Source organism: uncultured Lutibacter sp., from assembly GCF_947495725.1.
Lineage (GTDB): Bacteria > Bacteroidota > Bacteroidia > Flavobacteriales > Flavobacteriaceae > Lutibacter.
Map to the genome: position 1 here is coordinate 1 of NZ_CANLZZ010000002.1, position 21,756 is coordinate 21,756.

15 protein-coding genes are annotated in these 21,756 nt (G+C 30.5%); 7 read left to right on the plus strand and 8 right to left on the minus strand.

Annotated features, from left to right (window positions below):
• Positions 1–240: 240 nt before the first annotated feature.
• Together Q0776_RS03670 and Q0776_RS03675 are read right to left on the minus strand one after the other, a co-directional pair.
• The gene (locus tag Q0776_RS03670) at positions 241–537 is read right to left on the minus strand and encodes a GIY-YIG nuclease family protein (RefSeq protein WP_298365136.1); all 297 of its coding nucleotides are present in this window, start codon (positions 535–537) and stop codon (positions 241–243) included.
• A gap of 271 nt (positions 538–808) precedes the next feature.
• The gene (locus Q0776_RS03675) at positions 809–1,702 is read right to left on the minus strand and encodes an LD-carboxypeptidase (protein ID WP_298366381.1); all 894 of its coding nucleotides are present in this window, start codon (positions 1,700–1,702) and stop codon (positions 809–811) included.
• A gap of 102 nt (positions 1,703–1,804) precedes the next feature.
• On the opposite strand from Q0776_RS03675, the gene metG reads away from it, so the two are divergent.
• On the plus strand, positions 1,805–3,901 hold the full coding sequence (metG, locus tag Q0776_RS03680; protein ID WP_298365138.1) for a methionine--tRNA ligase: 2,097 nt from the start codon (positions 1,805–1,807) through the stop codon (positions 3,899–3,901).
• A 20-nt stretch (positions 3,902–3,921) separates the two neighbouring features.
• Positions 3,922–5,427 carry a hypothetical protein gene (locus Q0776_RS03685; protein WP_298365141.1) on the plus strand — a complete coding sequence of 502 codons (1,506 nt, stop codon included), beginning with the start codon at positions 3,922–3,924 and terminating at the stop codon, positions 5,425–5,427.
• A 133-nt stretch (positions 5,428–5,560) separates the two neighbouring features.
• Here the strand turns inward: Q0776_RS03685 and Q0776_RS03690 are convergent, their stop codons facing one another.
• On the minus strand, positions 5,561–7,987 hold the full coding sequence (locus Q0776_RS03690) for a hypothetical protein (protein ID WP_298365143.1): 2,427 nt from the start codon (positions 7,985–7,987) through the stop codon (positions 5,561–5,563).
• A gap of 87 nt (positions 7,988–8,074) precedes the next feature.
• On the opposite strand from Q0776_RS03690, the gene Q0776_RS03695 reads away from it, so the two are divergent.
• Positions 8,075–10,207 (plus strand): Tex family protein, encoded by a 2,133-nt coding sequence (locus Q0776_RS03695; protein WP_298365145.1) that lies wholly within the window; start codon positions 8,075–8,077, stop codon positions 10,205–10,207.
• A gap of 82 nt (positions 10,208–10,289) precedes the next feature.
• Here the strand turns inward: Q0776_RS03695 and Q0776_RS03700 are convergent, their stop codons facing one another.
• Positions 10,290–11,105, minus strand: a complete 816-nt coding sequence (locus tag Q0776_RS03700; RefSeq protein WP_298365148.1) for a BT1926 family outer membrane beta-barrel protein — start codon at positions 11,103–11,105, stop codon at positions 10,290–10,292.
• 85 nt (positions 11,106–11,190) lie between these two features.
• Complete coding sequence (locus tag Q0776_RS03705) at positions 11,191–13,629, minus strand: hypothetical protein (RefSeq protein ID WP_298365150.1); 2,439 nt, start codon at positions 13,627–13,629, stop codon at positions 11,191–11,193.
• A gap of 920 nt (positions 13,630–14,549) precedes the next feature.
• Between Q0776_RS03705 and Q0776_RS03710 the strand changes: the two genes are divergently transcribed.
• From Q0776_RS03710 to Q0776_RS03725, 4 genes are all read left to right on the plus strand, one after another.
• Positions 14,550–15,113, plus strand: a complete 564-nt coding sequence (locus tag Q0776_RS03710; protein WP_298365153.1) for an HNH endonuclease signature motif containing protein — start codon at positions 14,550–14,552, stop codon at positions 15,111–15,113.
• Between the two features lie 9 nt (positions 15,114–15,122).
• Positions 15,123–15,470 carry a hypothetical protein gene (locus Q0776_RS03715; RefSeq protein WP_298365155.1) on the plus strand — a complete coding sequence of 116 codons (348 nt, stop codon included), beginning with the start codon at positions 15,123–15,125 and terminating at the stop codon, positions 15,468–15,470.
• 146 nt (positions 15,471–15,616) lie between these two features.
• On the plus strand, positions 15,617–17,929 hold the full coding sequence (locus Q0776_RS03720; RefSeq protein ID WP_298365157.1) for a M28 family peptidase: 2,313 nt from the start codon (positions 15,617–15,619) through the stop codon (positions 17,927–17,929).
• Positions 17,930–17,931: 2 nt separating this feature from the next.
• Entirely contained in the window at positions 17,932–19,029 is a 1,098-nt protein-coding gene (locus Q0776_RS03725; RefSeq protein WP_298365160.1) for a DUF2891 domain-containing protein, read from the plus strand.
• On the opposite strand, the gene pyk is transcribed toward Q0776_RS03725, so the two are convergent.
• The 3 genes from pyk to rnc all read right to left on the minus strand — a co-directional run bounded on the left by pyk (position 19,026) and on the right by rnc (position 21,748).
• Entirely contained in the window at positions 19,026–20,462 is a 1,437-nt protein-coding gene (gene pyk / locus Q0776_RS03730; RefSeq protein WP_298365162.1) for a pyruvate kinase, read from the minus strand. The two genes, Q0776_RS03725 and pyk, sit on opposite strands and share 4 nt — an antisense overlap.
• Positions 20,463–20,464: 2 nt before the next feature.
• Positions 20,465–20,920 carry an IPExxxVDY family protein gene (locus Q0776_RS03735; protein ID WP_298365164.1) on the minus strand — a complete coding sequence of 152 codons (456 nt, stop codon included), beginning with the start codon at positions 20,918–20,920 and terminating at the stop codon, positions 20,465–20,467.
• Between the two features lie 87 nt (positions 20,921–21,007).
• Complete coding sequence (rnc, locus tag Q0776_RS03740) at positions 21,008–21,748, minus strand: ribonuclease III (RefSeq protein WP_298365166.1); 741 nt, start codon at positions 21,746–21,748, stop codon at positions 21,008–21,010.
• Positions 21,749–21,756 lie beyond the last annotated feature (8 nt).

Below are 21,756 nucleotides of genomic sequence, written 5' to 3' on the forward strand. Positions count from 1 at the left end.
TGACAGATTACAAGTGTCATTCTGAGCGGTAGCGAAGAATCTCATGTATTGCTTAGCAGAAGATTCTTCATTTCGTTGCTCTTTATTCAGAATGACAGATTACAAGTGTCATTCTGAGCGGTAGCGAAGAATCTCATGTATTGCTTAGCAGAAGATTCTTCATTTCGTTTCTCTCCATTCAGAATGACAGTTCGAGTGTCATTCTGATCAATAGGAAGAATCTCACGTTTTATTGCTAAACTATATTTCATTGTTTAAAAATTTCCATTCAGCATTAAAACTATTTATTAATTCTTCTTTTTTGTTTCTATTCCAACCTTTGAGTTCTTTTTCTCTTTTAATCGCAAAATTTACATCTTCAAAACGTTCATAATAAATCAAATTAAAGCAATTATATTTTGAAGTAAATGATGATTTTGATGTTTTGTGATATTCTATTCTATCTTTCAAATTATTTGTAACACCAATATATAAAACCGTTTTATTTTTATTTGTTAGAATATAAACGTAGTAATTATGTGTTCCAATAGTTTTCATAGCGTTTTATTTAATTGTCATTATGAACAATAGTTAAGAATCTCACGTTTTGATTGAAAACAGATTCTTCATTACGTTGCTCTTCATTCAGAAGGACAGATTTCAATTGTCATTCTGAACAATAGTGAAGAATCTCACGTTTTGATTGAGAACAGATTCTTCATTACGTTGCTCTTCATTCAGAATGACAAGTTGCGAGTGTCATTCTGATCAATAGTGAAGAATCTCAAGTTTTGATTGGCTAAAGATTCTTCATTCCGTTGCTCTTCATTCAGAATGACAATGAAGTGTCTTTTTTTCCAACCTCCAACTCAACCTTCTTCCCTAAAACCAAAGCTCTATTATCATTTAAATGTCCAGCAGGAAAATCAAAAACAACTGGGAATTTTTTTTCTGAAATAATGTCTAAAATAATTTCTTTCGCGTTTTTTCCAAACGGAATGGCGTTATCGTGCATACTAGTCATTCCACCTACAATTAACCCTTTTAAATTATTGAAATAACCATTTCGTTTAAGGTTCATTAACATTCTGTCTATATGATATAAATACTCATCTAAATCTTCAATAAATAAAATTTTTCCATCAGTATTAATCGATGTTTTACTTCCTAATAAACTATAAAACATAGATAAATTTCCACCAACTAAAACACCTTCAGCGATACCAATTTTGTTTTCTTTGGAAGTAGCTATTTTAAAAGAAAAGGCTTGTCCAAACAAACTAGCTTTTAGAGTATTTTTTGCTTCAACAGTGTTTTTTAAAATATCTAACGGCATAGTAGCATGTAATGTTTGAAAACCTAAATTATGTAAATGGCTATGTAACACAGTAACATCTGAGTAGCCAATAATCCATTTCGGATTCTTTTTAAAATTGTTAAAATCTAATTTATCAATAATTTTAACAGTTCCATAACCGCCACGAGCACACCAAATGGCTTTAATTTTTGGATCATCTAGCATTTTCTGAAAATCATTTGCACGTTCTTCATCACTTCCTGCAAACTGATGGTCTTCTAATCCAATTGTTTTTCCAATTTCAACAGTTAACCCCCAACTTTCAAGTAAATTAATAGCTGGTTTAATGTCTTCTAAACTTATTTTTCTAGCAGTTGAAACAATAGCAACAGTGTCGTTTTTTTGTAAAAAAGTTGGTTGAATCAATTTTTTTCTTTTTAAATCTAATTGCAAATTACGAAAAGCCATTGAACTATTCATTTTTCTAACAAACAATCCGTATTTTTGCACTTTCAAAATTTTATGTTGATGAGCAATTCAAAAAGATATACCATTACAGCTGCTTTACCATACACAAATGGACCAGTTCATATTGGGCATTTAGCAGGTGTTTATGTGCCAGCTGATATTTACGCACGTTATTTAAGAAATACAGGAAACGATGTGCTATACATTTGTGGATCTGACGAGCACGGTGTGCCAATTACTTTAAAGGCGAAGAAGGAAGGTGTTACGCCACAAGATATTGTAGATAAATACCACGCTATTATTAAGCAATCGTTTAGCGATTTTGGTATTTCTTTTGATAATTATTCTCGTACTTCAGCAAAAATTCATCACGATACAGCTTCAGAATTCTTTAAAAAATTATACGATGAAGGTAAGTTTATTGAAGAGGCTACAGAACAATTATATGACGAAGAGGCTAAGCAATTTTTAGCAGATAGATTTGTAATTGGAACTTGTCCAAAATGTGGAAATGAAGAAAGTTATGGAGATCAATGTGAAAACTGTGGAACAAGTCATAATGCAACCGATTTAATCAACCCAAAATCTGCAATTACAGGAAACGTACCAACAACCAAATTAACAAAGCACTGGTATTTGCCTTTAGATAAATACGAAAAATGGCTGCGCGAATGGATTGTTGAAGGTCATAAAAACGATTGGAAAACAAATGTATTAGGTCAAGTAAAATCGTGGTTAGATGATGGTTTAAAACCAAGAGCTGTTACACGAGATTTAGATTGGGGAATTCCAGTACCAGTTGAAGGTGGAGAAGGAAAAGTGTTATACGTTTGGTTTGATGCGCCTATTGGTTATATTTCATCAACAAAAGAATGGGCAGCTCGTGAAGGTAAAGATTGGGAACCATATTGGAAAGATGAAAACACCAAGTTAGTTCACTTTATTGGAAAAGATAATATTGTTTTTCATTGCATTATTTTCCCTGCAATGTTAAAAGCTGAAGGAAGTTATATTTTACCTGAAAACGTACCTGCAAACGAGTTTTTAAATTTAGAAGGAAATAAAATTTCAACCTCTAAAAACTGGGCAGTTTGGTTACACGAATATTTAGAAGATTTTCCAGGAAAGCAAGATGTATTACGTTATGCTTTAACGGCAAATGCACCTGAAACTAAGGATAACGACTTTACATGGAAAGATTACCAAGCTAGAAATAACAACGAGTTGGTTGCCATTTTTGGCAACTTTATTAATAGAGTAGTTGTACTTACAAATAAATATTATGAAGGTATAATTCCAGAACCTAATGAGTTTTCTGATGTTGATGAAGAAACACTAGAAAAACTTCAAAAATATCCTGGCATTATAGCAAATTCTATTGAGCGTTACCGTTTTAGAGAAGCATCGCAAGAATTAATGAATTTAGCGCGTTTAGGAAATAAATATTTAGCTGATGAAGAACCTTGGAAACAAGTAAAAACGGATCCAGAACGTGTAAAAACAATTATGTATGTAGCACTGCAAATAGCTGCGGGATTATCGGTTGTTGCAGAGCCATTTTTGCCTTTTTCCGCTGAAAAATTAAAACAGATTCTTCGCCTTGCTCAGAATGACAATCAAGATGTCATTTTGAACGATAGTGAAAAATCTCTTACTTGGAATGATGTTGAAGAAAAAGAAGTGTTAATTGAAGCAAATCATAAAATTGGTAAAGCTGAATTATTATTCGCTAAAATTGAAGATGCTGAAATTCAAGCGCAATTAGATAAATTAGAGGCAACAAAATTAGCTAACGAAGCAGAAAATAAAGTGGTAGAGCCACAAAAAGACACCATCGAATTTGATGATTTCACCAAATTAGATATGCGTGTTGGAACTATTATTGAAGCTGTAAAAGTACCAAAAACAAAAAAGTTATTGCAACTTAAAGTTGATGTTGGTATTGATACACGCACTATAGTTTCTGGTATTGCAGAAAGCTTTAAACCAGAAGATATTATTGGTCAAAAAGTAACTGTTTTAGTGAATTTAGCACCAAGAAAATTACGTGGAGTTGAAAGTCAAGGTATGATTTTAATGACTGATACTCCCGATGGAAAATTGGCATTTATTGAGCCAGGAAACGATTCTGTAAAAAATGGTGAACAGGTGAGTTAAAGTTTTAAATGCAAAAATAAATGATAAAAAAAAGTTTAATGAGTTTAATGTTAATATTTGCATTAAACTCATATTCACAAAAAGAAATAGCCATATTTGAAAATAGTCTTTTAGAATCGTCATCTTCATTAAAGGATGTAATCCCAATTGTTAATGATAAAACTGGTGATATAGCACTTTTTCTAATGGATGCTACTAAAGTTTATGGTTATTTGTTAAATGATGAATTTAAACTAGTAAAAAGTCTTTCCTCAGATGATAAAAATCGGAAATACAAAGTTTTAATTGGCAAGGGTATTTCAGATAATAATGATTATAGAATTTATTTTACAAACAATAGGGAAAATAAATTTGCTTCTGTAAAATTTTCATTTGACACAAAAAATATTGATTATAAAGAGTTTGAATTAACTTCTAAAAAAGAAATGTTGGTTCAAACAGTAACTTTTAATAATCAGTTCTATTTGATTTCCATTCTTAAAAATACTTCCAAATTAAATGTGTATAAATTTGATGTTGATGGGAATTACACTAGAACAGAATTGGACTTCACTTCAAACAATTTTATTAATCGATACGATAAAAACACTTCAATATTTAGTTTAATTACTGAAGGTACGGGAGCATATGGTTTTAAGAAAATGATTAATTTAAAAAAAATTAATGGAAATATCCCTAATTCTATCGAAGTAACTTCAGAATTATCAAAACTATATTTAAGAGATAACAAGGTGGTATTTACATTTGATGAGAATAAACAATTTACACAAATACTAACCATAAATTTAAATACTTTTGAAAAAAAGGTAGAACATATAGAAAAACCAAGCTTTAAAAGTGATCTTGAAAAGCCGGTTGAAAGAACAATCATCAGCGATGGAATTTCAAAATCAACCAATTCTTATTTAAATGGTGATAACTTATTTATAATCAGTTCTACCCATAACGATTTTTCTTTTGCAGTTAAAAATTTTAATACTCACCAAATGATTAAAGAGTATACGGTTTCTAATAACGATTCAATTACTTTTAAAAATACACCAATCATTCAAGAAGGCGGGACTTTTGAAAAATATCGAGAAATGGAGAAAACTAAAAAGTTTTTAAGAAAAATTACAAGTGGAGATATTGGAGTTTCTGTTTACAGAAAAAACAATACATTTCAAGTAACTTTAGGAGGAAAAAAAGATATCAAAAGAAGTAGTGGTATGATGATGCCCATGGGAGGTTTTGGAATGCCTATAGCATCTGTGGGCTCGGTATCAGTTTTTTTTAGTCCTACATATTTTGCTTATAATTCTTATACAGCTACAAAATCAACGCATATAAAAGGGTTATTTGATTTAAATTTTAATCATATTAAAGGTGAGATTGAAATGAATGCTTTTGACAAAATAAACAATTTTGAAGAAAAAGAACATGTTTCTAATAATGGTGAAACTGTTTTTAGTTATAAGGATTACTTTATATTAGGAAATTACATAACCAAAGATAAAACATACATTTTACGTAAGTTTACTGATTAAATAATTTGTTAAACGCGAGCAATTAAATTCTAAACTGTGCTAGAAATAGGATGTAAACACAATTAACTATACATAAAAAAACCTAAATTTTTTTTTAGTTTTTTTTTAAAATTCTATAAAGGTAATCACTATTTTATTCTGCTTGCAACTTAGAAAACCCAATAATTAATTTACCTTTTTTGGTTTTCCCCAATAATTTACAAGCAAAGTTTTTTGATGTAATACCATTTCCTAAGCCGTTAAATTCAACTAATAAATTTGCGCCTTTTTTCTTAGTTTTAACAGCTTTACAACCGCGTCCGTAATCAACTTCTTCTGCAGCTCCAAAACGTAGACTTTTAATGTCTAAATCTTTTTGAGCATCAAAACCATTTTCAGAAAGAATTAAAATTTTAATAGATTTTGTATTCTTAGTAACTGGTTTTTTATTCAACATTTTTAAACGTTTATGAACTGTAAGTGGCATCACTATGTTTTTAGAACTGTGCTTGTCTTTTGCTAAATCATCAGCTTTTGGAACATCAATAACGGCCAATGATAAATGAGTTGCACGTCCAAATTTATCGGTTAAAACATGTGGACGTTCTAATTTGTACCAGTGTGTTTGCGTTCCATCTTCATAAAACGTATTATTAGGTGTATAGGCTGTTCCTGGATTAAATTTCCAGTAAATTCCATCTGGTGAACGTAAATAGATAGCTCGGTAATCTATAAACGCGTTAATCATCATATGAAACTGAATTTCATCTTTCCAAAGTACTGGATCTTCAAAATTTGAATTTCTATACTTTTCTGGAATTATAGAATTTCCTTGCAAAGGAGCTGTCATTATTTTATAGATTCCTAAAGGGTTTGTTCCTTCGCTAAGCATCATTGCACCTCCTTTGGTTACAAACAAAAAACGGCCATCATCTAATTGAACACCTGATAGATTTCTTTCAAAACGATAAAAACGTTCTGGTTTTTCTAAAGTTGTATTTGTATCAACTTGCATAATTCCTAATCGTTTCCATGGTCCATTCATAGATTTTGATGAAAACAAAGTTGGTTCCCAATTAATAAGAGAATACATTAAATAAGTTCCATTATTTAAAATAATGATATCAGGATTATGACCAAGTCCATTATTGAATTCATAGGCAATATCTTTTTCAACTATATAAGGTCCTTCTGGTTTTTCTGAAACTGCATGAGTAACTGTTGACCTTGGCCATTCCCAATGACCTTTTGTTGCATTTGCAGGCCAACGCGTTACATTCATATGAAATTTTCCATCCGTATCTTTTACTGGGCGTCCTCCCCAATAACTCCATTCAGGATCTTCAATTCCATTTTCAGCATCACGAGGTAAAACACCATTGGCTCCCCAAACATTTGAAGTCAGTTTTTTATGAATTGACATTGGTAAAATTAAATCGCTAAATGATGCTCCCGAGACCATTTTCACTTTTGCTTTTAATGGTTTTGATGCTATACTTTTATTTCCGCTAAAATCTTCGGCAAAAACTACATAGGTGTTTTTAATATCTTTAGAAGGCGTAAAATCTAAATAAAAGTTTCTGGTAATGTTGTGTGCAATTTCTTGTAAATTATTTCCATACTCATCACCTCTGTAAATCGAATAATTTTTAACATCCTTATCTATACTTTTTTCCCAATAAATTTTAATTTCAGAATCATATATTTCGGCTTTTAAATTGGTTGGAGGAGCAGGAGCAATAGTATCTTTTTTAGCAATGCTTATTTTGTTAGAAGCACCAGATTCTAATTGATTAAATCGTGTAACAACATATGTGTATTTTACGCCGTTAATTAAAGTAGTATCTAAAAAGTTTTTTTCTAAAGTTTCTCCAAGCTTTTCATAAGGTTGCTTTTCATTAAATTGTCGGTATATGTAAAATGTACTATGTTCATTGGCTAAATTATCTTTCCAAGTTAAATTAATACCATCGTTTTGTACTTCAGCAGAAATATTTGGTCCAGTTTTATTGTTGTCAACAACACTAATATTTACATAATGTAAAAATACTTTAATTTCATCTTCGCTATAAAATGTAGCTCTAACAAAAGGTAAACCAGCTTTAGCATCTTCTTCAGTAACATTATAAGTTCCTTTAAAATGTTCTACAACTTTATCAGAGCCAATTAACTTTACCTTTTCGGCAACAATATGTTCATTTTTTCCAAAGACAAGACTTAACGATATACTTCCGCTACTTATGTATTCTAAATCTGCTCCAAAACTCCAGTTAATAATATCTCCAGCTTTTGGGTTTTGATAATCTGGATTTGTATCTAAAATTTTAGATTCTGCAATTCCAATGTCGTTAATGCTAAACATAGTTCCATAATGCAATCCCATTTTATACTCTCCAAGTCCTTTTACATTATACGTTTTCCAAAATGGAGATTGTTTAGACTGACGCCAATTACCACGAACAGCTTCAAAATCGCCATCATTTACATTTGCGTGTGGAGCATTATCTCCAAGAAGTATAATTTGAGAGAATGAATTTGTACTAAAAAAGCAAAATAATATTATAACAATTAAATTTTTCATATAAAAATTTTAGAATAAGACACTTCAAATTTACAGTAAACATTCAATTTGAAAGTTTAAATTTGTAAAAAATAAGCTTACCAACAAATGCAAATCTTAAACTTCATACAAAACAACACAAATCTTCCAATAAAAGGAATTGAAAACACGGTTCAATTATTAAATGAAGATTGTACCATTCCATTTATTTCTCGTTATAGAAAAGAACGAACAGGAAATTTAGACGAAGTTCAAATTGGTGATATAGTAAAATATAAAAGTCAATTTGAAGAATTGGAGAAAAGAAAAGGTGCTATTTTAAAAGCTTTAGCTGAACAAGAAGTTTTAACGGGTGAATTAAAACTAAAAATTGAGGCTACAACGGATTTAACGGTTTTAGAAGATATTTACCTTCCTTTTAAGAAAAAACGCAAGACAAAGGCTGAAACTGCTCGAAAAAACGGATTAGAACCGCTTGCTAAAATGATAATGAGCCAGCGTGTGAATGATTTGGAATATACCGCCTCAAAATATATTAGTGAAGAGGTAGAAAATGAAGATAAAGCAATAGAAGGTGCACGATTTATAATTGCGGAATGGATTAATGAACGTACAGATATTAGAAATAACATTCGTTATCAGTTAGAACGTTTTGCAACTATTAGCACCAAAATTGTTAAGGCAAAAAAAGAAGAAGAAAAAGCGCAAAAATTTAGAGATTATTTCGATTGGTCCGAAAGTTTAAACCGCTGTCCTTCTCACAGGTTATTAGCTATTTTAAGAGCCGAAAAAGAAGGCTTTATTCGAGTTAAGATTGAAATAGATAATGAACGCGCATTGACTAAAATCGAAGATAGAATTATTCGTTCAAATAATGAATGTAGCCAACAAATTAGGTTGGCAATTCAAGATTCGTATAAACGTTTGTTGTTTCCTTCTTTATCAAATGAAGCTCTTAATAATGCAAAGGAAAAAGCAGACGATAATGCAATACAAGTTTTTGCTAAAAACTTAAAACAATTATTGTTGGGTGCTCCTTTAGGTGAAAAAAACATTTTAGCTATTGATCCAGGTTTTAGAACTGGTTGTAAGGTAGTTTGTTTAAATGCCCAAGGAGGATTGGAATATAACGAAACAATTTATCCGCACGCTCCAAAAAACGATTCAATTGGCGCTATGAAAAAAATTAATTCGTTGGTTGATGCTTATAAAATTGATGCTATAGCTATTGGAAATGGAACGGCATCTAGAGAAACGGAACAATTAATTAGAAAAATGCGATTTAATAAAGATGTAGAAGTTTTTGTTGTAAGTGAGGCTGGTGCAAGTATTTATTCGGCTTCAAAAATTGCAAGAGACGAGTTTCCAAACTACGATGTTACTGTTCGTGGAGCAGTTTCAATTGGTAGAAGATTAGCCGATCCGTTGGCAGAATTGGTAAAAATTGATGCAAAATCTATTGGAGTTGGACAATATCAACACGATGTGGATCAAACTAAGCTACAAAATTCGTTAGATGTTGTTGTAGAAAGTTGTGTAAATTCGGTAGGTGTAAATATAAATACGGCAAGTACATCTTTGCTAAGTTATGTTTCGGGGATTGGTCCAAAATTAGCTGAAAATATTGTAAAACATAGAGATGAAAACGGAGCTTTTTTGTGTAGAAATGACATTAAAAAAGTTGCTCGTTTAGGTAATAAAGCATTTGAACAAGGTGTAGGTTTTTTGAGAATTAAAAACGCTAAAAACCCGTTAGATGATTCGGCTGTGCATCCTGAAAGTTATAAAATTGTTGAACAAATGGCAAAGGATGAGAAAACAACAGTTGAAAATTTAATTGGAAATAAAGTGGTACTTCAACAAATAAATTTAGAAAAATATATTTCTTCGAGTGTAGGTTTACCTACTTTAAAAGATATTGTTGCCGAACTTGAAAAACCAGGCTTAGATCCTCGTGAAAAAGCCAAGGTGTTTACCTTCAACCAAAATATTAGAACTATTACCGATTTACATGAAGGTCAGTTATTACCAGGAATTGTTAATAATATAACCAATTTTGGCTGCTTTGTAGACATTGGAATTAAAGAAAGTGGTTTGGTGCACGTTTCTAATTTAGCCGATAAATTTGTAAGTGATGTAAGATCTATTGTTAGCTTGCACGAACAAGTAATTGTACGAGTTTTAGAAGTTGATGTGGCAAGAAAACGTATTCAACTTAGTTTAAAAGGTATTAATAATTGATGTTGTAAAGTAACAAACATATTATATAAAAAAAAGAGGCTATAAAATAGCCTCTTTTTAGTTTCTTATAATAATCTACAAGTTAAAATTTAAACCCAAGTTTGAAAGAAAATTGAGCAAAGAAAGAAACAGTATTGTTTTCAGATTGTAGATTTAATAATCCAGAACCTGGTGTTTTTACACTTGCTATATAAGTATACGAAACTGGTTTGATATCAAAACCGAAGAAAACATCTTTGGCAACATAATAATCAACTCCAGCAACTGCTTGTACACCAAAAGCTGTAATATCAGCTTGACGAGTACCTAATAAAGCAGGTGAAACTAAATTATTATTGTTATCAAGTGTCATTTCAGTATAGTAAGATTGTCTAGCATAATCAAATGGTAAAGCAAATCCTAAATAAGGAAATAATCTATCATTTTTTGTTGTAAACATCCATTGAGCTCCAATTGTAGCATTAACTGTTACATCTTCAGAAGCATCAACTCCAGCATAAGCAGGTACGTTAGTGTTTGTTACTCCAGGAACAGGTAATACTCCAGGGGTATTTCTTAAAATTGCTCCACCAGCTAAGGTTAAAGCGAATTTTTTACCCACATAATATCTACCTTCAGCTCCTATCATATTTGTAATACTATTGCTGTTATTGTTTACGGTATTATCATACGCCGCAGTTCCATCAACAACAAGAGTACTAGGTACAACTAAACCACCATTTAGATATGCTCCTCGTCCAAAAACCATTGCCGCTGTAAAGTCTCCTTTTTGTGGCGCAAATTTACTTGCAGCATCATCACAACAGTTAACTGTGCAGACATGGTCTGAATCTTTATCCTGTGCATTAACACTAAGTGTTAATACAAAAATAAAGCATAAAATTAAATATTTTTTCATATGTTTTAGTTCTTTAAGAGTTAAAATTTGTTTTTATAAAGGGCTGCCGTTAAACAGCCCTTTATTGTTTTTATTCCTAAAGATCTTAAGATGCTAATGCAGCATCCATTAACGCTTTGTATTCAGCAGCAATTGCTACTGCGTTTGCATGTCTTGCAGTTAAAGTGTCAATTAAAGCTTGAAGGTATGCTAAGTAAGCAGTATCAGCAGCTTCTTCAACTTGAGCTTCAGCTAAAGCAACTGTAGCAGCTTCAATATCATCCATTGCGTCAGCTACATCTTCTTGTAAATCTTCAATGTAATCAGCTATATCTTCTAAGTTATCAGCTCCCCAACCACCGTAAGCGTTGATTAAGTTAATTGCTAATTCTTCTTCAACTTCTAAAGCAGCTAATTCTTGCTCAAGAACCCAGTATACTTGCCATTCAGCAATAATCATTGCGTGTAAATCAGCTTGTAAAGAACTTAAGTAACCTTCAGATGCAATATAAGCATCGTATTCAGCTACCATTGCATCAACAACAGCTTGTTTAGCATCTATAATAGGTTGGATAGCAACAATTGCAGCTTCCCATACAATAATATCAGCTTCAGCATCAGCAATCCAATCTTCTAAATCTTCTTTAGTAGTAGCTTGGAAATCAGCTAAATCATCTTCAGCCTCATCTAAATCATCAGAAGCATCAACTTCAGCGTCATCAGCAGCATCAGAAGCATCTACTGCATCATTGTAAGCAGTTTCAGCAGCATCAAATTCAGCTTGAGCAGCAGCTTCTACAGTTGCACCATCTTCGTATAATCCTTTTTTGTACTCGTAATCTTCTTGAGCAGCTAATAAATCATCAGCATAAGTATCAAGAGCAGCATTTGCAGCATCAACATCAGCTTGTGCAGCAGCAGTAAGAGCTTTTTGAGCATCTAAAGCAGCAACAGCATCATTGTATAAATCTTCGTTAGTTTCAGATGTATCATCAACTTCTAAGTCATAGTAGTCACCAGCAGCAGCAACATCATTACCATCAGTATTAGTAACTTGGATTAAAGGTACAGCAGCACCAGTTAATGGAGAACTAGTACCAGCATCAACAGGATCCATATCTACATTACCTGTAGTGTTAGGACCTCCAGGAACTGGAGTAGCAACATAAATGTAAGTAGTTAATGCATCAGCATGGTTACCCATAAGCATATCAGGACCAGCAAACCAAGTTACACCAGCAGGTGAAGCTTCGAAATTTGTTTGTCTTAAATCATATTCAGCCTGAACTACAACTTCTGCAGCAACTTCAACCGCTAAAGCAGCTTCAGCAGCAGCTAAATCAGCTAATAAAGGAGCTTCTCCAGCTTCTAAAGTAGCAAGCAATGTAATAGCAGCTTGTAAGTTAGCGTATAAATCAGCGATATCATCTTGAATAAGAATTAAAGCAGCTTCTTTTTCATCTTTTAAAACTAAAGCATCATCTTCAACTTCTTGAGCAGCAACAGCAGCATCTTCAGCAGCTTCTAAAGCAGTTTCAGCATCAGCTACAGCAGTTTCTAATGCAGCTTCATCAGCGTCATAAGTAGTCCAATCAGCAGTCCAATCAGCGATATCAGCAGTTGCGTCAGCGATGTCTTCTTCTAAACCTTCTTTTTCATCTTGAGCATCTTCTAAGTCACCTAAAGCTTCTTCGTATCTATCAACAAACTCGTCAGCTACATCATTTTCAGCGTAGATAGCCATAATTTTGTTGTATTGCTCAGCGATTTCAATTTCTTTAGCATCAATCATGTCATCAATAGCATCTTCGTCAGCATCTAATTGAGAACGGATAGCTTCCATAGAAGTAGGATCAGCCATAACAGCTTCTAAATCTGCAATTTCAGCTTCTAAAGCAGCTTTCTCAGCTTCAGCAGTAGCAATATTTGCTTCTAACTTAGCAATAACGTAAGCCCAAGAAAAAGTGTCCATTCCATAGTCAGTTAACATTAACTCAGCTTCAGCTAAATCAGCTTCAGCAGTTAATTTTTCACTAAGAATTGAGTTAGCAGCATTCATAGCATTTCTGTAAGCATAAGCATATTCAGTAGCAATTTGCGCTCCTAAAGCTTCTAAGTCAGCAGCTAATTCAGCCATTTCAATGTTAAAGTTAGCGTTTGCAACAGCTAATTCATTTTGAGCGTTTTGAACTGCTAATGCAGTTTCAGCAGCTAATTTTAATAAATTTTGCTCGTTAACTAATAATTGGTTTGCGTTTGCAATACTGACAGTTTCAGTATTAGCATCAATTTGTGCAGCCAATGCAGTGTACTGAGCTGCTTGAGCTTCTAATACAGCCGCTTGAGCATCTTGTGCATTTGCTTCTGCAAGTAATAAGGTAGCCTCAGCATCTTGTACTGCAGCTTGTGCAGCAATTAAGTCTGCTTGTGCTTCGTAAATAGCTTCTACGACTGGAGAAACTTCGTTCTCAATACAAGACGTAAAACTGGCACTAAATAAGGTAGTTGCCAACAGAACTACCGACAATTTTTTTAAATGTTTCATTTTGTAACTTTTTAATTAATATTCTTTAAAATTTAAATAGGTTAATAAACTTGTGTTATTACAATTAGTTAACAAAACTACATAAAAAATTTTATTATGCAATAATTGATTTGCTAAAACTAATGTTTTTTTGATGTATATATCATTATTTTATTATTAAAGTGGTATAATATGTTAAAAAACAATAGATTAAATTTAAGTATAACAAAATAATTTTGAAAATAATTTTGGGATATTTTGTGTTATTTGGTTAAAAAAAATGTTGATTATTGGTAGTTTTAACCTAAAAAGGTAATAGAAATCTACTTGTTTGTCTTGTTAAAGAGCAAGAAATGATTTTTTATGAGAGAAATTAACTAGGGACAAAGGTAATTTTGCATTTAATTAAAAAAATACTAAAAGTTGATGCAATATAAGTTAAAGTACAACCAAATATGGTTAAATTTAATTAGTAATAAGTATTACTATATATTAAACTAAATTATATGTTTAACTTTAGTTTTTAAGTTATTAGTGCTGATTATCATAAAGTTGCTTTTTAATTAATGTTTATTGGGATAGCAAAATTATAGTTTTTAGTTATTTTTTAATTATAACATTTAGTAGTGTAATAATACTCCTATTAATATAGGTTGTAATTTAATGCATTTAGTGTTTTTTAATTATTATTAAGCATTAAACTATTTTTTAGAGTATTGCTTTATTAATTAGTATAATGTTATAACGGAATTTTATAAATAACAATACCGTACTTTTTAACTATATAAAGTTTAAATTAGTTTACAAGATAGAATAATGATGTTATTAGCTGTTATTTAGTAGTTAATGTTCTGCTAATTAATGAGTTTGGTTATGTGTAGTCGTTTGTAAACGATTATTTTTTTGTATATTTACGTAACTACTAATTAAAATGTGACGAGATGATTAATTTTAGAAATGAAATTTGGAAGCGGTATATAAATGATTTATTTGTTGAAGAAGATGAATATTTAATTTCTAATTATGGAAGGGTTCAACGTAAAAAGAGTTTTAATGATGTTTGGGAATTTTCAAAATCGTCATTAGTTAGTGGTTACGACACATTTTGGGTGCGTAAAAAAGGTAAAGACCGTTCTAGTTATTGCTATACACATAGAGTTGTTGCAGAATTGTTTTGTGAAAAAGAAGAAAATCAATTATATGTTATCCATTTAAATTTTGATAAGCTTAATAATGAGGCAAGTAATTTAAAATGGGTAACAAAATCTGAAATGTTTTTGCATCATAAAAAAAATCCAAAAAAATTAGAGCGATTTGGAAAGAGAACTTATTCTAAATTAACTGAAGGAAGAGTTCGGTTAATAAAAAAGAAAATTTTTGATCCTAATAGAAAAACTAGATTAAAAATGATTGCAAAACAATTTGGCATTTCAGAAATGCAATTGTATAGAATAAAATCGGGAGAAAATTGGGGTAATGTAAAAATTGATGATAAAAAAGAATAGCTTATAAATATGAAAAAAAATTGTTTGGAGTGCGGTGAAGTACTCAATGGAAGAATAGATAAAAAATTCTGTTCGGATTATTGCAGAAATTCTTACAACAATAAAATTAACAAAGACAGTAAAAATTTAATAAGGAATGTAAATAACAGACTTCGAAAAAATCACAAATTACTTTCCGATCTAAATACCACAGGAAAAACAAAAGTTACTAGAACAAAATTATTAGACGGAAATTTCGATTTTAATTTTTTTACTTCAATATATACAACCAAAACAGGGAACACCTATTATTATATATATAACCAAGGTTATTTGGCTTTGGATAATGATTATTACTTATTAATAAAAAAAGAATGATATACTGTTTAAATGATTGCTATTATTAAAGAACAATAGTTTTGATACACTTTTTTATGAAAAATTACTTGAACAATCGTTGCTTTTAGTTTATAAAACCAAAATAAAAAGCAAGCAAAAATTAATACAGCACAATATTTTAAAAAATGATTCCAAAAAAATACCTTCAAGTTGTTTCCTTATTAATTATAGTTGCCACCGTTTATTTTAGTTTTTATTCTTTAACTCCTACCGATGAAAATTTAAATTTAACTAATTCTAAGTTTTCAACTTCAAATGCGGTTCATCATTTAAAAGAAATTTCAAAAGAACCACATTATACAGGTTCTATAGCGCATAATAATGTGCGGAACTATTTAGTTTCAGAATTTAAAAAATTAGGACTTCAGGTTGAAATTCAAGAACAAGTAGCTGTTAATAAAAAATGGAAGTCAGCAACAAACTGTAGAAACATTGTTGCTAAAATTAAAGGAAGTGAAAATGGAAAGGCGTTACTGTTGCTTTCGCATTACGATTCTAATCCGCATTCTTCTTTAGGTGTAAGTGACGCGGCAAGTGGAGTTGTTACCATATTAGAAGGTGTTAGTGCTTTTTTGGCTAAAAACCAAACCCCAAAAAATGACATAATTATTTGTATATCCGATGCTGAAGAACTTGGGTTATTGGGCGCAAATGCTTTTGTAAACCATCACCCTTGGGCAAAAGACGTAGGTTTGGTTTTAAATTTTGAGGCACGTGGTAGTGGTGGCCCAAGTTATATGCTGCTCGAAACCAATAGCGGAAATAAAAAACTGATAGAAGCTTTCCAAGAAGCAAAAACTCCTTTTCCTGTTGGAAATTCGTTAATGTATAGTATTTATAAAATGTTGCCTAATGATACCGATTTAACCGTTTTTAGAGAAGATGGAAATATTGATGGGTTTAATTTTGCTTTTATTGGCGATCATTTTGATTATCACACCGCACAAGATTCTTTTGAAAGAATGGATTTAAAATCTCTTAACCACCAAGCTACTTATTTGGTTGCTTGTTTAAATTATTTTGCAAATAGCAATTTAAGTAATTTAAAGGCTAAAGAAGATTTTGTGTTTTTTAACTTTCCTTATTTAGGAATGGTTTATTACCCATTTGCTTGGGTATTGCCAATGTTTGTAATTTGTGTACTTTTTTTTATAGTTTTAATTACTATTGGAATATTAAAAAAGAAGCTCACTATTATTGGGATGCTAAAAGGATTTATTCCTTTGGTTTTTTCAATGTTGTTTTCTGTGTTTTTTACTTATTATGGATGGCAACTATTGCTAAAAATTCATCCACAGTACAATGATGTTTTACACGGTTTTACATATAACGGATATTATTATATTGCCATGTTTGTATCTTTTAGTTTGGCAATTTGTTTTTGGTTTTATAAAGGTTTTTTTAAAAAAAGAACCGGACAAGATTTATTAGTAGCTCCGCTAATTATTTGGTTGTTAATAAATGGGTTAATTGTTTTTTATTTAAAAGGAGCTGGTTTTTTTATTATTCCCGTGCTATTATTACTAGTAATGCTGGCGATTTTAATTTTTTCTAGCTTAAATAAAGACCATACATTAGTGTTTACCATATTGTCAATACCTGTATTAATACTATTTGTGCCTTTTATAAAAATGTTTCCCGTTGGGTTGGGATTAAAAATGTTGAGCGTTGCTTCAATTTTTACAGTATTACTTTTTGGTTTTTTAGTTCCAATATTTAAAAAGTATACTAAAAATAACAAGTTAATGAGGCTGTTTTTACTAATTGGTTTAATGGCTTATGTTTCGGCAAGTTTAAAGGCTTCTTATTCTGAAGATCGAAAACAACCAAACAGTATAATTTATGTGCATGATGTTCTTAAAAATGAAGCATATTTTGCAACATACAATACTAAAACAGATAATTTTACAGAACAATATATAGGAACTAAACCAATAGTTGGAAGCTATGATACCAGTACTTATGCAAGTAAGTATAAAACAAAAATTCAATTATACACAAAAACAAATATTCGAAATCTTCAAAAACCAGAAATATCAATAATTTCTGATACAATAGTAAACAATAATCGAAGCATTTGTTTAAGTGTTAAATCAAATAGAAATGCCAATAGAATTAGTCTAATGGCTAATAAACCAATTAAGTTTAAAGACTTGATAATTAATAATGAATCTATTGCAAATAATATGCAGAATAATTTTAAATTTGAAGTAAATACTGGAACTATAATAACTTATTATAGAACTAGTAAAAATGAAATTATTAATATTGAGATGATTGTAGACAAGGATCAGAAATTTGATATAGACATTTTAGAAACTAAATATGATTTACTTTCAAATTCACTATTTAAATTTCAACCAAGATCAGAAATTATGATGCCAATGCCATTTGTAGTAAATGATGCTACCTTAATAAAAACAACAATGAAATTTTAGTTATGAGAAATGTATTTTTAATTATTTTACCATTATTAGTTATTTATTCATGTAAAAAAGTAGAACAGAAACAGGTTGTTGAAAAAGAAGTTGTTTATTCAAAACCTCAATTAACTAATAAAAGCGCCACTTATTTATACCATTTTGCTTTCGACTGTATTGATCAAGAATATCCAAATAAATTGGGTCAAGTTTTAGGCGATGCTACCTATTTAAAAGAGCCTTCAGAATTACATCCGGCGTTTTATGGATGCTTTGATTGGCATTCCTCAGTTCATGGACATTGGACTTTGCTAAATATTATTCGTAATATTCCTAATTTTGAAAAGAAGGATGAAATTTTTAAAAAAATTCAAAAGAATATTACTCAAGAAAATATTTTAAAAGAGGTATTGTATTTTGATGACGAACATAATAAAACTTTTGAAAGAACTTATGGTTGGGCCTGGTTGTTAAAAGTTGCTGAAACTTTACAAGATTGGAATACTCCAGAAACCAACGAACTATATCAAAATTTAGAACCACTTGTAAAATTAATTGAACAAAAATATATTGAATTTTTACCAAAATTAAAGTACCCAATTAGGGTAGGTGAGCATCCAAACACCGCTTTTGGAATGTCGTTTGCGTTAGACTATGCAAAAAAATATTCGCCAGAGTTAGCGCAAATTATTAATGAAAAAGCAAAAGAATATTATTTAAACGATAAAGGGTGTCCTATAACTTGGGAACCTGGAGGATTCGATTTTTTATCACCATGTTTACAAGAAGCTTCACTTATGTTAAAAGTGCTTCCAAAAGAAGACTTTGTAATTTGGTTAGATCAATTTTTACCTGATTTTAGAGAAAACCCAGATAGTTATCTAGAAGTTGCAGAAGTTACTGATAGATCGGATGGTAAACTAGCTCATTTAGATGGTTTAAATTTTAGTAGAGCTTGGTGTTTATACGAAATTGGCTTAGAATTAGACAATGCAAAAATGCTAAATTTAGCAACGAAGCATTTTGAATATAGCTATAAAAAAATGGACTCTGGCGAATATGCCGGAGCCCATTGGTTAGCGTCTTTTGCGCTATATGCTATACTTAAAAGTAATTAAGATTTTTGATATTGGGTAATTTTCATTGTATTTGCCATACCTCTTTCCTTAACAGGCATTGAGGTAATATTAATTGCAAAATCTCCTTCTTGTAAATAACCTCTTTCGGCTGCTAAATTATTAATATCTTCAATTGTTTGGTCTGTGCTTACAAAACGATCGTAATAAACACCTTTAACACCCCACAATAAATTTAGCATTGCTAAAATTCTTCTATTTGATGAAAATACTAAAATATTAGATTTCGGTCTCCAAGAAGATATTTGAAAAGCTGTATAACCAGAATCGGTTAATGTAGTTATAACTTCTGCATTAATAGAGTTTGCCATAAGAGAAGCCTGATGACAAATAGTTTTTGAAATAAAACGCTCATTAACACATTGAATATATTTTTCTGGAATTGAAATTAGTGGTGAATTCTCAACATTTTCAATAATTCTTCTCATTTGTTGAATTACTTGTAATGGAAATTTACCAACAGATGTTTCACCAGAAAGCATTACGGCATCGGCACCATCCATTATTGAGTTTGCAACATCATTAACTTCAGCTCTAGTTGGAACCTGATTTTCAATCATAGTTTCCATCATTTGAGTAGCAATAATTACTGGTATATGAGCCTTTTTAGCAGCTAATACCAATCTTTTTTGAATTAGTGGTACTTTTTCCATAGGTACTTCAACACCTAAATCTCCACGAGCAACCATTAAAGCATCACAAACTGGCGTAATTTTATCAATATTATGAACTGCTTCAGGTTTTTCAATTTTAGCAATAATTGGAATTTTATGATCTGATAATTCCTTAATTACATCTTGTAATTGAATAATATCTTCTGGAGTTCTAACAAATGATAGTGCAATCCAGTCTACATCTAAACCAATGGCAAAAACAACATCTTTTTGATCTTTTTCTGTTAAAGCAGGTAAAGATATTTTTGTGTTAGGTAAATTAACTCCTTTTTTAGATTTTAATGGTCCACCTCTTAATACTTTTGTAGTTACTGAATCAATTCTATTTGTTGCAGTTACCTCAAAAAGTAATTTTCCATCATCAACTAAAATATGTTCACCAACTTGTACATCTTTAGGGAAGTTAGTATAAGTCATATATGCCTTATCTTTGGTTCCCTCACATTTTTCGGTAGTATAAGTAAAAGTATCTCCAATATTTAGTTCAACTCCATCTTGCATCATTCCAACTCGTAGTTTTGGTCCTTGTAAATCGGCTAAAACTGCTACATTAAAATTGCGGCGCTTATTAATTTCTCTTATAATATTAACACGTCGTTCAACATCTGGATATTCCGCGTGCGAAAAGTTTATTCTAAATACATTTACACCGGCGTCTATCATTGTTTCTATAACTTCCTTAGTGTCACATGCTGGACCTAAAGTTGCTACTATCTTGGTGCGTTTTCTGTTTTGTGCCATAATTAAAAAATTAGGTTATTTTTTGATTTTAAACTGTTAGTTTCTATTTGGTATGAAGTTATAATTTGATCAATATTGTTTAATTTTTCAATTATATTCATTAAAAAATACTCATTACATCCCTCAATTTTTAACAAGAAATCAACTTTCTTTTTTTCAGGTATTAAATAGGAAGTTGTACTATAGTTGCCTCCAAATAATCCATCTGCATATTGTTCATTAATAACATTTAAGAATTTGTTATTAATTAGATAATAATTCATGAATGTTTTTTCATCTTTCCATTCAAATAGAGGAAATTCGGCATCCGAATCTTTAAAATCTAAACTCTCATTATATCTTTTAAATTGAGAATTTAAATTTTTATTAATTAAATATGCCAATCTATAATCGTCTTCAGTTGAATGAATTCCAATTAATAAATAATCATCTTCCAAGTCAAACGTTAAATGTTGCATATATCGATGAAAATTAAAGTTGCAAAAATACTATTGTTTAATTACAGTAACTAATTATTTTACGAAATCGTATTCGATAATACATTTCTAAATATTTGAAATCTCTTGTTGAAAAGAATAATAAGCCCTTTTTGCAGCCGTTTCTTCAGCTTTCTTTTTAGAAGTGGCTCTTCCCTTTGAAATTATTTTTCCATCTAAAAAGAGTTTAACACTAAAGTGTTTTAAAGTGTCTTTTCCGGTATCTTCATAAACTTCAAAAACAAAATCTTTTTTAACTTTTTGACACCACTCAATAAAAATACTTTTGTAGCTGGTTATTTTACCTTCAAGTTTTGGAACATCAACATAAGGGTAAATAACTCTTTTAAAAATAAATTTTTTACAATAATTATAACCTCTGTCTAGATAAATTGCGCCAATTAGTGCCTCAAAAATATTACCATGAATATTTTCTCCAAATTTAGATTTTGAAACATTACTGCGAACAAAACGAAATAAATCTAAATCTTTACCAAGTTCATTTAAGTGTTCTCGGCTAACAATTTTAGATCTCATTTGAGTTAAATAACCTTCGTCTCCAGATGGAACTTCTTGAAATAAGTACGATGCGATTACTGCACTAAGCATAGCATCTCCCAAAAATTCTAAACGTTCATAATTTATTGGAAGTCCAGTATTTTTGTCAAATTCTTTTATTGAACGATGAATAAATGCTTTTTTATAAAAATGTAAATTTTTTGGTTTAAAACCAATAATTTTTTTTAAATCAACATAAAATACCTCATCCTTTTCAGAACGAGTTTCAATAATTTTTCGAATGAAGTTCATTCAGTTGT

What these genes read in the sequence shown, in the direction of transcription:
- Q0776_RS03685 (WP_298365141.1), top strand. Translation starts at nt 3,922, where the DNA reads ATGATAAAAAAAAGTTTAATGAGTTTAATGTTAATATTTGCATTAAAC.
- Q0776_RS03695 (WP_298365145.1), top strand. Translation starts at nt 8,075, where the DNA reads ATGCAAATCTTAAACTTCATACAAAACAACACAAATCTTCCAATAAAA.
- Q0776_RS03720 (WP_298365157.1), top strand. Translation starts at nt 15,617, where the DNA reads ATGATTCCAAAAAAATACCTTCAAGTTGTTTCCTTATTAATTATAGTT.
- Q0776_RS03670 (WP_298365136.1), bottom strand. Translation starts at nt 537, where the DNA reads ATGAAAACTATTGGAACACATAATTACTACGTTTATATTCTAACAAAT.
- Q0776_RS03690 (WP_298365143.1), bottom strand. Translation starts at nt 7,987, where the DNA reads ATGAAAAATTTAATTGTTATAATATTATTTTGCTTTTTTAGTACAAAT.
- metG (WP_298365138.1), top strand. Translation starts at nt 1,805, where the DNA reads ATGAGCAATTCAAAAAGATATACCATTACAGCTGCTTTACCATACACA.
- Q0776_RS03705 (WP_298365150.1), bottom strand. Translation starts at nt 13,629, where the DNA reads ATGAAACATTTAAAAAAATTGTCGGTAGTTCTGTTGGCAACTACCTTA.
- Q0776_RS03735 (WP_298365164.1), bottom strand. Translation starts at nt 20,920, where the DNA reads ATGCAACATTTAACGTTTGACTTGGAAGATGATTATTTATTAATTGGA.
- Q0776_RS03700 (WP_298365148.1), bottom strand. Translation starts at nt 11,105, where the DNA reads ATGAAAAAATATTTAATTTTATGCTTTATTTTTGTATTAACACTTAGT.
- Q0776_RS03710 (WP_298365153.1), top strand. Translation starts at nt 14,550, where the DNA reads ATGATTAATTTTAGAAATGAAATTTGGAAGCGGTATATAAATGATTTA.
- rnc (WP_298365166.1), bottom strand. Translation starts at nt 21,748, where the DNA reads ATGAACTTCATTCGAAAAATTATTGAAACTCGTTCTGAAAAGGATGAG.
- Q0776_RS03725 (WP_298365160.1), top strand. Translation starts at nt 17,932, where the DNA reads ATGAGAAATGTATTTTTAATTATTTTACCATTATTAGTTATTTATTCA.
- Q0776_RS03715 (WP_298365155.1), top strand. Translation starts at nt 15,123, where the DNA reads ATGAAAAAAAATTGTTTGGAGTGCGGTGAAGTACTCAATGGAAGAATA.
- pyk (WP_298365162.1), bottom strand. Translation starts at nt 20,462, where the DNA reads ATGGCACAAAACAGAAAACGCACCAAGATAGTAGCAACTTTAGGTCCA.